Annotated in this window: 10 protein-coding genes; 2 read left to right on the forward strand and 8 right to left on the reverse strand. The window is 33.9% G+C overall.

All coding sequences use genetic code 11. From position 1 onward, the window contains the following. Positions 1-102: 102 nt before the first annotated feature. The 7 genes from pgi to A9D35_RS09775 all read right to left on the reverse strand — a co-directional run bounded on the left by pgi (position 103) and on the right by A9D35_RS09775 (position 7,235). Entirely contained in the window at positions 103-1,749 is a 1,647-nt protein-coding gene (gene pgi, locus A9D35_RS09755; RefSeq protein WP_066222268.1) for a glucose-6-phosphate isomerase, read from the reverse strand. A 2-nt stretch (positions 1,750-1,751) separates the two neighbouring features. Next, entirely contained in the window at positions 1,752-2,501 is a 750-nt protein-coding gene (locus A9D35_RS19680) for a M23 family metallopeptidase (RefSeq protein ID WP_369692162.1), read from the reverse strand. Continuing rightward, on the reverse strand, positions 2,432-3,025 hold the full coding sequence (locus A9D35_RS19685; protein ID WP_369692163.1) for a hypothetical protein: 594 nt from the start codon (positions 3,023-3,025) through the stop codon (positions 2,432-2,434). Before A9D35_RS19685 ends, A9D35_RS19680 begins: the two co-directional genes overlap by 70 nt. 474 nt (positions 3,026-3,499) lie before the next feature. Continuing rightward, complete coding sequence (locus A9D35_RS09765) at positions 3,500-4,282, reverse strand: DUF3108 domain-containing protein (protein WP_066222271.1); 783 nt, start codon at positions 4,280-4,282, stop codon at positions 3,500-3,502. A gap of 148 nt (positions 4,283-4,430) precedes the next feature. Next, positions 4,431-5,591, reverse strand: a complete 1,161-nt coding sequence (gene hppD, locus A9D35_RS09770; protein ID WP_066222275.1) for a 4-hydroxyphenylpyruvate dioxygenase — start codon at positions 5,589-5,591, stop codon at positions 4,431-4,433. 43 nt (positions 5,592-5,634) lie between these two features. Then, positions 5,635-5,745: a four helix bundle protein gene (locus A9D35_RS19210; protein WP_369692202.1), complete on the reverse strand. Its 111-nt coding sequence runs from the start codon at positions 5,743-5,745 to the stop codon at positions 5,635-5,637. Positions 5,746-6,059: 314 nt separating this feature from the next. Beyond that, entirely contained in the window at positions 6,060-7,235 is a 1,176-nt protein-coding gene (locus tag A9D35_RS09775; RefSeq protein WP_066222278.1) for a homogentisate 1,2-dioxygenase, read from the reverse strand. Between the two features lie 325 nt (positions 7,236-7,560). On the opposite strand from A9D35_RS09775, the gene A9D35_RS09780 reads away from it, so the two are divergent. Both A9D35_RS09780 and A9D35_RS09785 read left to right on the forward strand, forming a co-directional pair. After that, entirely contained in the window at positions 7,561-8,268 is a 708-nt protein-coding gene (locus A9D35_RS09780; protein WP_066222284.1) for a GLPGLI family protein, read from the forward strand. 79 nt (positions 8,269-8,347) lie between these two features. Then, positions 8,348-10,876 carry a carboxypeptidase-like regulatory domain-containing protein gene (locus tag A9D35_RS09785; RefSeq protein ID WP_141675509.1) on the forward strand — a complete coding sequence of 843 codons (2,529 nt, stop codon included), beginning with the start codon at positions 8,348-8,350 and terminating at the stop codon, positions 10,874-10,876. A 121-nt stretch (positions 10,877-10,997) separates the two neighbouring features. Here the strand turns inward: A9D35_RS09785 and A9D35_RS09790 are convergent, their stop codons facing one another. After that, positions 10,998-13,196, reverse strand: a complete 2,199-nt coding sequence (locus A9D35_RS09790; protein WP_235817885.1) for a patatin-like phospholipase family protein — start codon at positions 13,194-13,196, stop codon at positions 10,998-11,000. Between the last annotated feature and the right edge of the window lie 36 nt (positions 13,197-13,232).

Raw genomic sequence — 13,232 nt, forward strand, 5'->3', positions numbered from 1 at the left:
ACATTATGTAAATGTTAAAAAATTAACACCGCACAAGATACTGATATTCTGACAAATAACAAAAATGAAGAACTTTTAGAGTATTTATTAAGGCTTTACAATTTAAAGCCTTCCTTTTTTGTAAAAATTTAAAAGATTAAGAGTGGAATTATCATGTTCGTAATTCTCACTGTCATCAAATTCTTTTAAAATTTTGCTTGCAAGTTGTTTTCCTAGCTCTACACCCCATTGATCGTAGCTAAAAATGTTCCAAATAACACCTTGAACAAAGATTTTATGCTCGTACATCGCTATTAATTTACCTAAACTTGCAGGTGTAAGTTTCTTAATAAAAAGTGTATTGGTAGGCTTATTCCCTTCAAAAACTTTAAAAGGCAATAATTTTGCTTGCTCGGCTTCAGATAAATTTTGACCTTTCATTTCTGCCAGAACCTCATCTTTGGTTTTTCCATTTAGAAGTGCTTCTGTTTGCGCTAAAAAATTAGACATTAATTTATCTTGATGATCGGTATTACCGTATAACGACTCGACATAGCCAATAAAATCGGCAGGAATTAATTTTGTGCCTTGGTGTATTAATTGAAAAAAGGCATGCTGAGAATTTGTTCCTGGCTCTCCCCAAATTAAGGTTCCTGTCTGGTAGTTAACACGAACGCCATTTCGGTCTACACTTTTACCATTACTCTCCATAATTCCTTGTTGAAGATAGGTTGCAAACTGGGTTAAATATTGGCTATACCCTATAACTGCTTCGCTTTCGGCATTGAAAAAATTGTTATACCACACACTTAAAAGTGCTAAAACAACTGGGATATTTTTATCGAAATCTGCTGTTCTAAAATGCTCGTCCATATCATGAGCACCTTCTAATAAACTTTCGAAATTTTTATAACCTACAGCTAAACTAATGGTTAAACCTACTGCGCTCCAAAGTGAAAAACGCCCACCAACCCAATTCCACATCGGGAAAATATTAGCCTCGTTAATTCCAAATTCCTTAACCTTTTCAATATTTGTAGACACCGCTACAAAATGATGTGCTACCGCTTCTTGCGTAGCATGCTCTAAAAACCAAGCCCGTAAGGTATTGGCATTAGACAGTGTTTCTTGAGTAGTAAAAGTTTTAGAAACCACAACAAATAATGTGGTTTCAGGATCTAAAGTTTTAATAACTTCATTGACATGATCACCATCTACATTACTTACAAAATGTGTTGTTAAATGATTTTTGTAATACTGTAACGACTCCACAACCATTGCCGGCCCTAAATCTGAACCTCCAATACCTATATTGACAACGTTGGTAAAGGCTTTTCCTGTAAACCCTTTTAATTCGCCATTTGCAACTTTATTTGTAAAGGCTTCAATTTCTGCTTTAACACGATATATTTCAGGCATTACATTTTCACCATCAACCAAAACTTTAGCCGATTTTGGTGCTCTTAGGGCTGTATGTAAAACAGCTCTACCTTCTGTTTCGTTAATAACTTCTCCTGAAAAATAACTTTGAATCGCTTCTTTCAACTTTACCTCATCTGCTAATTGTAGCAAATAAGTCATAGTGTCTTCGGTAATTCTGTTTTTTGAAAAATCTACATAAAAATCTTCCCATATAATTGTGTTTTTATCTGCACGATTCGGGTCGTTAGCAAATAAATCTTTCATATGGGTGTGTTGAATGTCTTCAAAATGTTTTTGAAGATTTTTCCATGCTTGCGTTGTTGTTGGGTTGATTGTTGGTAAGGCCATGATTAATATGCTTGTGTAATTAAGTTTTGCTCGGTTAGAGTATCTGTTTTGGTTTTAAAAGGTACAGCATCTAGTTGTACACGAATAGGTTTAATATACTCTAAATAACGTGTTTTTAAATTTTCAGAAATAGGTTCTGCTGCTGGTAATTTTTGTTTAAAAGGATCTACTTGCACTCCATTTTTCCAAAAACGATAGCAAACATGAGGCCCAGATGTATTTCCAGTCATTCCTACCCAACCAATTACATCACCTTGCTTTACGTAATCGCCTTCTTTTACTTTACGCTTTTGCATGTGTAAGTATTGCGTTTCGTAAATTTTATTATGACGGATTTTTACGTAATTACCGTTACCACCTGTGTAACTAGACTTTGAAACACGACCGCTAGCCGTAGCTACAATTGGTGTCCCTACATTGGCAGCAAAGTCTGTTCCTTTATGCGGTCTTACACGGTTACCGTATAAAGCAATTCGTCTGTTTAAATTAAATCGTGATGAAATTCGCTTATATTCTACCGGTGCTTTTAAGAACGCACGACGTAGTGTTTTTGCTTCTTCATTATAAAAATCTGTAGTGCCATGTACCGAATCTGTTTCAAATTCGAAGGCATAAAAAGGTTCTGTATTATGTTCAAAATAGGCCGCTTTTATTTTATCTATTCCGGCATAAATGGTATCATCTATATATTTATCGGTGTAAATAACCTTAAACCGATCACCTTTTGAAGTCTCGTAAAATCGATAGTCCAAGCATAAATATCAGACATTTTATAAGCTAATATTAAACTTAAGCCGTCGTCGGCTAGAGTTTGAGAAATATTACTATTAATAACCCCTGAATATTCCTTTTCTACATATTTTATAGGTTTTCTACTCGTGTAGGCATGAATCGAGTCTTGAAAATTTACAACAATATATTCCTCTTTGTTTGGCTGATACACAAAACATTTTGGTGTTTGTAATGAATCTTTGTCGCAAAGCAAAGTATACGGTTTTCCGATTTGAATTTTTCGGATATCGAAACTATCTCTTGCGATTTCTGCTATTTGATGAATTAATGAATAGCCAACATGGTTTTTAGCCATAATCTGACCAAAACTATCACCCGTTTTAACGGTATCGCGTTTTACAATATAATCGTTTAATTTAAAACCAAATTCATAGACATCTGGTTCTGGAATATCTTTAACGGCTACCGCTAATTCGTCTTTAATTTGTTTTTGTTGTTGAGGCTCATCTTTACAACTCACTAAACTTAGTGTTGCTGCAAACATAATGACACATCTTTTCCCCAATCTGATAATTTTTGTTTGGTCCATAAATCTGGAAAAAATATTTACTTTTTTTGATGTTCTGAGAGCTTACTTTTTTAGCGCTTTCACTAAAAGTGTACACGCTTGTTTCTCTCTTATTATACTTTATATAACCGTATTGCATTTTGCTTAAATTTAAGTTGAACACAAATTCAACCCAATAAAAACGCGTAGTTTTAGCAATACGATATTATTCTTATTATACGCCCTTAGACAATAACAAACCGTAATTCCTGGTTATGCCTATTTTAGAACTCGGCTAAATTAATAAATTCAACACTGAATCACCTTTCAAAAATGTTAATATATAGCTTAATTCTACAGTTTTACCCCTCATTTTCTCCTTAAACAACCTCTAATTCACGATTAAGCGTATTATTTTGTTTAGAAAACTCCATTACTATTAGTATTTCCAAAAATGAATAGTTTCTTTTTTTAAGGTTTTGCAACAACTTTAAATGGATATTTTAACCCTTTAAAAGCTGTTAAATCGGCACGTAAAGAGCCTACAGCCAAATCTGCTTTTATACGTAAAGGCACTTTATTTCTATCGTTAGACACCCATAAGGTTAAACTTTCTTCTTCTTTAAATACGCGACCCGCCATAACATAAGGTCTAAATTTTAAGGATGCTATTTTCCCAAAATCAGTATCTATCGTTTCTTCTCCTAGATATTTCAGTTTAAAGGCATAGTTTTCTTCATCGAAAAACATATTCACAAAAATTTCACTCCCAGCTTCAAGACTGCCAATATCCATCTCATTTCTAAGATAATAAAACGTAGAAACCATATCTTGAATATTAGGTTTCGTTTCTATAGTCTGCTTTTTATGGTGCTTTTTGTTATGTACTAAAGCGAGATTATTTTCACGATCAAACTCTATTTCTAGATCTTTAGTATGTCCGCCTTCATCTATTTTTCTAATAAATTTATATGGAACATAAGTATCTCTATCGATATAAGATTCATAGCGATCTTCTACCTTAAAAAACCATTTTATCGCGCCTGTAGTCCAACCTTTTCCAACGATATGATAAACAGGTTTTCCTTTGTAATGTTGGTCTTTAACCTCTAACGTCGCATTCCCTGCTTTCAGGAATCCGCTATAGCTCATCTCGAATTTAAACCATTCACCTTCTTGAAAAGCACTCTCGTGCTGCCCAAAACCTGAAACCCAAACTAAACCAGATATTACAAAAAGTAAGATGTGTTTCATAGACGTTATTATTTTATTCAATAAACTACAGATAGACTATTTTATTGCTTGGTAATAATCAAATCAATAAGTATTCCAAATGTATTAAAAGAAAAAACTCCATCAAAATTAATGATAGAGTTTTAAGTATTAGATTATTAAATTTTTGTTAAAGCGTTCCGCGTTTTGCTTGTTCTCGTTCTATAGATTCAAACAACGCTTTAAAGTTCCCCGCTCCGAATCCCTTGGCGCCCATGCGTTGAATGATTTCGAAAAATAAGGTTGGTCGGTCTTCCACAGGTTTTGTAAATATTTGAAGCAAATAGCCTTCTTCGTCGGCATCTATCATGATTCCTAAGCCCTTAAGCGTTTCAATATCCTCTCTTAATTCGTGGTTGTGTTCTTGTAATCGCTTAGGCACTGCGTTATAATATTCCTCTGGTGGGGTAGATAAAAACGCTATCCCACGAGAACGCAAATTAGAAACGGTGGTAATAATATCGTCGGTCGCAACTGCAATATGTTGTACGCCTGGCCCTTCGTAAAAATCTAAATATTCCTCAATTTGCGACCGTTTTTTGCCTTCGGCAGGTTGGTTAATCGGGAATTTAATTCTGCCATTTCCATTACTCATAACCTTGCTCATTAGTGCTGAATATTCGGTATGGATTTGTTTATCGTCAAAGGATAAGAAATTTACAAATCCCATGACATCTTCGTACCATTTTACCCAAGTATTCATTTCTCCCCAACCTACGTTACCCACCATATGATCTATATATTTTAATCCTACAGGTTCCGGATTATAATCAGATTCCCAAGGCGTAAACCCAGGCATAAACACACCCTTGTAATTTTTACGTTCTACAAACATATGCACCGTTTCTCCGTAGGTATAAATTCCTGCACGAACCACTTCCCCATCCTCATCTGTTTCAACAGTGGGTTCCATATACGATTTCGCTCCGCGTTTTGTAGTTTCTTCGTAGGCACTTCTAGCATCTTCAACCCATAAGGCAACAATTTTTACCCCATCGCCATGTTTTACAATATGGTTGTTTATAGGGTGTTTAGAATTTAGTGGAGACGTTAAAACCAACCGAATTTTATCCTGCTTTAACACATAAGACACGGTGTCTTTACTTCCAGTTTCTAGACCTTTATAGGCGAGCGATTGAAATCCGAAAGCCGTTTTATAAAAATAAGCTGCTTGCTTTGCATTTCCCACATAAAACTCGACATAATCGGTTCCTAAAAGCGGAAGAAAATCTTCTGCTCCTTCAAATATTTTTTCTAGACCGGAGTTTCCAAATTTTATATTCTTACTCATATTATTTTAACAGATTATAGAAATTAGATTAGAGAAGATAGAACTATAGTTTATTTTGAAAACTCATCGTCATTTTTTGAAACTCCTCTATCATTTCTACAAGATTATTTAATTGTTCTTCTGTAATGTATTTTCTATTCCTAGCAATTATCAGTTGTGTTTCTAATTCAAAAGATCATCCCAAAGAACTATCTATAAATAAGAAAACGACTTATCTGTTCTAGAAGAACCTTCAGCTATATTACTTGGCATTGACACAGAACTTCAATTAAGTTGCGATCTTAAACCAAATTTTTAGATTTTTATAGTTATGCCTTTGTCTCATCAACTCATTTAAATTTTCACTCGTTTGCTCTTTTATCTATTTTCTCTTTTCTTATAATTCTAACAACTTTTAATTCTCACAACCTTCTTTTAGGAATAAAGATCTTCCCTCAAAACTAAGCAGCTGAGCAATCAATCTCCTTCCTATCGAGAGGATTTAGGTGGCTCTAACCAAGATTTAAAGTACTCCTCATCGGCTATCTTCATAGCTTCTTCTGTAACCTGAAGCGGCTTGAAAGTATCTACCATAACTGCCAACTCGTCAGTTTTAGTTTTACCAATACTTCGTTCTACGGCTCCGGGGTGCGGACCATGCGGAATCCCTGCCGGATGTAAAGAAATATGTCCTGCGGTAATATCATTTCTACTCATAAAATCGCCATCGACATAATACAGCACCTCATCGCTATCTATGTTGCTATGATTGTAAGGTGCTGGTATACTATCTGGATGATAATCGTAAAGTCTCGGCACAAAACTACATACTACAAACGCATCGGTTTCGAAAGTTTGATGCACTGGTGGCGGCTGATGAATACGCCCAGTAATGGGTTCGAAATCGTGAATAGAAAAGGCATACGGATAATTATATCCATCGTACCCTACCACATCAAACGGATGGGACGCATACACCATATCGAAAATATCGCCTTGTTTTTTTACTTTTATTAAAAAATCGCCAACTTCATTATAGGTTTCTAACACTTCAGGTCTGCGAATATCGCGTTCGCAATAAGGTGCATGTTCTAATAATTGCCCAAACCAATTTCTATAACGTTTTGGTGTATAAATTGGCCGGTGCGATTCTACAATAAAGAGTCTGATATCTTCAGTATCGAAATCTATTTTATAAATAACACCACGAGGCACTAGCAAGTAATCTCCATACTTAAAATCGAGATTCCCTAGATGCGTTCTCAATGTTCCACTACCACGGTGAATAAAAATCAATTCGTCTGAATCTGTATTTTTATAAAAATAATTTGAAGTAGATTGTTTTGGAGCCGCCAAAATAATATGACAATCACTATTGGTAAGTACAATTTTCCGACTCTCTAAATAATCATCTTCAGGCGACACTTGAAATCCTTTTAGCCGATAAGATTGTATATTATTTGCTTTTGCAATTTTGGGTGCAACACTGTATTGATTTGTAATGGCTTTAACTTGCGTAGGGCGTTGTTCGTGATACGAATTTGTTGACATGCCATCGAACCCAATAGTTCCGAATAATTGTTCGGAATATAACGTACCATCGGGTTTTCTAAACTGCGTATGGCGTTTAGGTGGAATTTTTCCAAGTTTATGATAAAAAGGCATAGGTCTTTTATTAATGATTAAACAAGGGGTTTTGAAAATTAATTACAGTACTCCACTTATTAGTATTTCTAATACAAAAAACATATTTATCATAAAAATAATTGAAATATTGCTAATATGACAATATATCGGATGTTATTTTCTAATAACATAATTTAGCCTCGGAAAATTATTTAGTTGTCAGTTTTTTTTGACAACTCTTTTTTTTTTTTAAGTTTAACATGTTGAATAAAAACAAATAGATCTATTCCAACATGTTGGTCATTTTCAACAGAAATTCTAATAAATCGTTCAATAATAGATAGTGTTTTTTTAACTTAACTAAATGAAACTAAATTACCTACTTTTAATCCTTTGCTTCAGTGTTAACTATCATTTCGGGATCGCTCAAAATGGCTACGCCTACTACAAGAAACAATTAGCAAATGATACTAAATCCGTTAGTGACCCACAAATTAAAAAGGCATTTCGCCTTTTAGAGGAACAAGAATACCAACTTGCATTTAACGGTAATGGCGCACTATTTAAAAAAGAAAAAACCTTAACTACCGAGCAAAACCCCATAATTACTGCTTATGCAGAAGGTTTTGCTCAATATTCAGGTCAAGTTTATTTTAACTCCAAAAACAAAACCATAACACAGCAAAAAGAAATTTCTGGAACCACCTTTTTAGTACAACAACAACCCATAGAGTGGAAACTAAGTAAAGACACCTTGAAAATAGATCGCTATACCTGCTATAAAGCCACGGCAACAAAAACACTTGAAACCGTTGAAGGACCACAAAAAACACAAATTACAGCTTGGTATTCTCCAGAACTGCCGCTGTCCTACGGTCCCGATGGTTACGGACAACTACCTGGCTTAATTCTTCAGCTAGAACACAATGGTGTAATAAGCACTTTAAAACGTCTAAAATTTGAAGCTAACAATCCCGTAACTATAGACCCACCAACAAAAGGTAAAAGCATTTCGGAAACCGATTTTAACGAGATGATAAAAAATGCTTTTAATTCTAGAAAAAACAGATAACTTCATTCTGAATATTTATTTTTAAAAACACGTAATAAATATAAACCCGTCAACATCCATAAAAGGCCTAATTTTACTTTTGTTTTGGGCTGTAACTATTACGGTTAAAGCTCAAAACATCATGCTTTCAGGGATGGTTACAGACCAGTTACAACAACCCTTGGTAAACACCAATATTTTAGCGGTGCCAATGGCCGAAAACCAAGAGCTTCGGTTTGCCATAACAAATCCTAAAGGGAGATTTCAGCTTAAACTAGCAAGCCACCAAAGTTACACCATTACCATTAGTTATTTGGGTTACCATCCAAAATCCTTTCAACTAAACACGAATAACCAAGATTTGCAAAAGGATTTTAACCTGAAAGAAAAACCGGATCAGTTATCGGAAATCACACTTAATTACACCCCACCGGTAACCATAAAACAAGATACTACAACCTACCAAGTAGATGCTTTTGCCACAGGAAACGAACGTAAACTTAGAGAAGTCCTAGAAAAATTACCAGGAGTAGAGGTTGATAAAGTAGGTAATGTAACTGTAAAAGGTAAACCCATTAGCAAAGTAATGGTAGAAAACAAAACCTTTTTTACAGGTGATAGTAAACTCGCCGTCAATAACATTCCTGCAGACGCTGTAAAAGCAATAGAAATTTTAGAAAATTATAGCGAAATAGCTATGTTAAAAAATCTAGAAGACAGCAACGAAGTGGCTATGAACATCAAGTTAAAAGAAGATAAAAAGCAATTTGCCTTTGGAGATGTAGAACTCGGTAGCGACCTAAGCGATCGTTATTTAGCTAATCCTAATGTATTTTATTACAGTCCAAAAACCAATATTAACGCCATAGTAGATATCAATAATATTGGTATAAAAAATTTCACTTTTAAAGATTTTTTAGATTTTGAAGGCGGATTTAACAAACTTATTACCAATACAACTAGTTATTTTAATTTAATGAATAATGATTTTACACAATTTTTAAACAATCAAGATTTTAAAGCAAACAGCAATCAATTTGGTGCTTTAAATCTGCAACAAGGTTTAACCAAAAATACCGATATCAATGCATACATTATCAGCTCTAAAGATAAAACCGAAACTCAAACCAAAACACTAAACGAATACACCAATAATAACAATCCGTTTACAGAAAACCGAAGTACTTTTAATCTTTTCAATAATTTTTTCACCATCGGAAAAATCAATTTAGAACATAAACCTAACAACAATACCGATTTACGGTTTAACAGCTTTGTAAAATTTACATACAACACGAGTAAAAGCCTTATAAATACCAAAAATCCAAGCCAAAACAACACGATTAACACCCTTACAGATTCAGAAGGTTTACAACTAAAACAAAACCTGAGTTACAACTTAAAATTATCAAAACAACACACCGCTACTCTGGAGGCAAATTATAATATAACACAAAACAAACCTATAACAGATTGGTTTACAAACCAAGAAATTTTACAAGAACTGATTCCACTACAACCTGATTCAATTTATAATATTTCCCAAACAAAAAAATACAACACCCACAACGCTAGCTCTATGATAAAAGACTATTGGGTGCTTAACAACTTTAACCATCTATACAGCAGCGTGGGTTTTAATACAGCTTTTAGTCATTTTTATAGTAACGATGCGCAAATATTAAGTAATGGAGCAATAAATGACTTTAACACTGCCGGTTTTGGCAACGATTTTAATTACAATTGCACCAACATGTTTATAGGATTGGAATACAAATTTCAAATAGGAATTGTCACCTTTAAACCCATGCTCTATACACATTTTTACTTTTGGACTACTGCACAAAAAAATAGCAAAACAACACAACAAAAAACAGTGGCACTACCACAAATTACAACAAAAATAGATTTTAACAACAGTGAAGCTTTAAACCTCAATTACAGCTTACAGAGTCAGTTTCCAGGAATTAATCAATTGGCAGGTAATTTTGTTTTAGGTAGTTTTAACAGTGTACTTCGTGGCAATACCACTTTAGAAAACCAGTTGTACCATTCCCTAAATGTGAGTTATTACAAATTCAGTTTGTTCAAACAATTAAACATTCACCTTAACAGCAGTTTCAACAAAAAATTAGAACAGTTTAAAACCGTTACTGTTTTAGAGGGCATAAACCAATACAACAGCTTCCTCATGTTTTACGAACCCGAACATAATTGGCGTATAAACGGGCAAATTTCAAAAAAAATAAATCGTATAAAATACCAGTTTAAAACCCAGTTTAACTACAATGACTTTTACCAATTATTAAATGCCCAAAGCAACCTAAATATTTCTAAATCTACTAGTGCCACTTTAAGTGCTCAAACTTTTTTTAAAGCGCTACCTAATTTTGAAACGGGTTATACCAAAGATTTTAGTTTCTATCGTTCGGTAGGTTTAGAAAACAAGTTTAGTAACGACAGCTTTTTTATCGATCTCGAATACGTCTTTTTTAAAGCATTCACTCTAAAAGCCGATTATACGTTAACACATTTTAAAAATTACAACAACAATAGCAACAATACTTTTGAAGTTGCAAACGCTTCCTTATTTTATCAAAAAAAGACAGTCCTTGGGGTTTCGAAATGACGGCTACAAACATATTTAACGTCACTTACAAACAATACAACAGCTTTAATAATTTCTTAATTAGCGATAGCAAAACCTTTATTATGCCTAGGATCGTAATGTTTAATTTAAACTATAAATTCTAAAACCAAAATCCGATGTTTAAAAACCATACACTTCGTTTGGTTTCTGGAGAATAACTATATGTAGCTTCAATAGGTCCTAAGAACGAATCCCAACCATAACCAAAGGCATATCCGGTATAGTCTGGTAAAGTAAACCATTCGCCGGAATCAAAAATATTATCGTCTATATTTGCGAAATTTGCCGAAGCATTAAAGTGATGTCTTCTAGCAAACTCATAATCTACTCTAAGCACACATTTTACATAACTATCGCCCGATAACGACAACCAATCGTAGCCATAAAAAGATTCTATATTATTTATTAAGTTCTCGCCATAACCACCCAAGGCAAAATTTAAATATGGGCTGTCGTTTTCTCCAATTCTAAATCCTCCTTCATTGGTAATAACTGCTGAAATTTTTCTACCTAATTTAAACGCATATCCCAGTTTAGCTTTTGCTATTGAAAACTGACTAAAATCGCCCAATTCTTCTGTAGAATAGAAATACAAATGAAAATCGCCATTGAAATAAAAACCTTGCGAAGGAAAATATTTGTTATCGTAAGAGTCGTAATTTAATTTCCCGAACACGCTAAAGTAATTATTGTCTTCAAAAATTCTATTAATATCACTAGATGTATCTGCTAGGGTTTCAGACGATATTTTTAAATATTTATGTTCGGCACCTAAACTTAATGCCATATCTCTTAAAAATTGAGTTTGCACATAAAACTGATTGGTAAAATCTCTTAATTCTGCATCTATTTTATTTACACCTAAGTTTTCATCTTCTGCAATTAAAGAGGCCGATACATTTTTATTAAATTGATTAAATCGAGATCGTAACCCTATACTCCAATAAAATCCTTTATCTATATAATATTCAAAATTGTACCTAAGGTTATCACCTAAAATAAGGTCGAAAGAAGCCACATCGTTATTAGTTAAAAGCCGTTTGCTTGTAACATTAACTAGGGCAGCACTTTTATATAGATCGTCGTAATGTAAGGCAAATTTTAAAGCTGTTTTTTTAGTGCTTTCTTTTACATAGGTTATTAAATCGTAACCATTTTTTCCTTTAGAGGATCTTAAATCATATGTAAAGCTATCAAAATTATTGGTTGCAATTAGGTTGTTTACGCCGCTAGAAAAATCGGCATAACTAATACGAGTATCGCTTTTTAATTTCAGCTTTCCTAGAATATAGGCCCGTGTATATTTTTCGTTTCCATGAATTTGAATACCATTTATAGAAATAGAATCTAAATGTTTTATATGCGGAAATGGCTTGCGTTTTATGCGTTGTTTATGTGCTATATCTAATAAATCATCGGCCTTTCTATTTGCTGCTACTATACCATTAGTTATAATATCTGTACCTTGATCGAAAGAAATAACATTAAAGTTTTCGATGTTTGGAGTTATATATACATCGGTTTCTTTAATTTTTTCAGTCATATCACTTAGTGTGTTATAATTCTGAATCTGATATAATATTTCGGTTGCCGATTGCAAATCTTTACTCTTAGATAATCCGTCCTGAACATCGACTCCTATAATAACATCGACCCCTTTAGCTTTCATTTCATCTACCGGATAATTATTTACAACACCCCCATCTATATAAACACTTCCGTCTATATGAACAGGCTGAAATAATGTTGGCAAAGCCCCACTAGCCATAACAGCTTGAGCCAAATTCCCCTTTTCTAACTGTACAGCTTCACCCGTTTCCATATTTGTTGCCATACAGAAAAATGGAATGGGTAGTTCGCTAAAATCTGAAACATTATTAACATGCAAAGTGAGCTCCGATAGTAAATTAAAGGTATTTTGACCGCGAGATAAAGCCGATGGCAAACGAATTTTAAAGTCGTCGAAAGGCAAGGTTAAGGCGTAGCGTTCAGAATTTTCTCGTTCGTAAAACGTTTTAGACTCACGCGGAAGGTTATCAATGATAATATTATCAAAATTGATGGTTTTAAAAATAGAATCGATTTCTTTTCCGGTATATCCCGAGGCGTACATAGACCCAATTATTGCACCCATACTGGTTCCCGCAACATAATCTATACGTACACCCAAACTGTCTATAACCTTAAGCACCCCAATATGTGCCAAACCTTTGGCACCACCACCACTTAGCACCAAACCCACTTTTAGGTCTTTAGCGTCTAAACGGTTTTGGTTCTGTGCATGAGTTATAACACCCATAAAAAGAACACTAAGAAGAAAAATTACGCGCATGTA

This window comes from Formosa haliotis, assembly GCF_001685485.1.
GTDB classification, from domain to species: domain Bacteria; phylum Bacteroidota; class Bacteroidia; order Flavobacteriales; family Flavobacteriaceae; genus Formosa; species Formosa haliotis.

What these genes read in the sequence shown, in the direction of transcription:
- hppD (WP_066222275.1), bottom strand. Translation starts at nt 5,591, where the DNA reads ATGAGTAAGAATATAAAATTTGGAAACTCCGGTCTAGAAAAAATATTT.
- A9D35_RS09775 (WP_066222278.1), bottom strand. Translation starts at nt 7,235, where the DNA reads ATGCCTTTTTATCATAAACTTGGAAAAATTCCACCTAAACGCCATACG.
- pgi (WP_066222268.1), bottom strand. Translation starts at nt 1,749, where the DNA reads ATGGCCTTACCAACAATCAACCCAACAACAACGCAAGCATGGAAAAAT.
- A9D35_RS09780 (WP_066222284.1), top strand. Translation starts at nt 7,561, where the DNA reads ATGAAACTAAATTACCTACTTTTAATCCTTTGCTTCAGTGTTAACTAT.
- A9D35_RS19685 (WP_369692163.1), bottom strand. Translation starts at nt 3,025, where the DNA reads ATGTTTGCAGCAACACTAAGTTTAGTGAGTTGTAAAGATGAGCCTCAA.
- A9D35_RS09765 (WP_066222271.1), bottom strand. Translation starts at nt 4,282, where the DNA reads ATGAAACACATCTTACTTTTTGTAATATCTGGTTTAGTTTGGGTTTCA.
- A9D35_RS09790 (WP_235817885.1), bottom strand. Translation starts at nt 13,196, where the DNA reads ATGGGTGTTATAACTCATGCACAGAACCAAAACCGTTTAGACGCTAAA.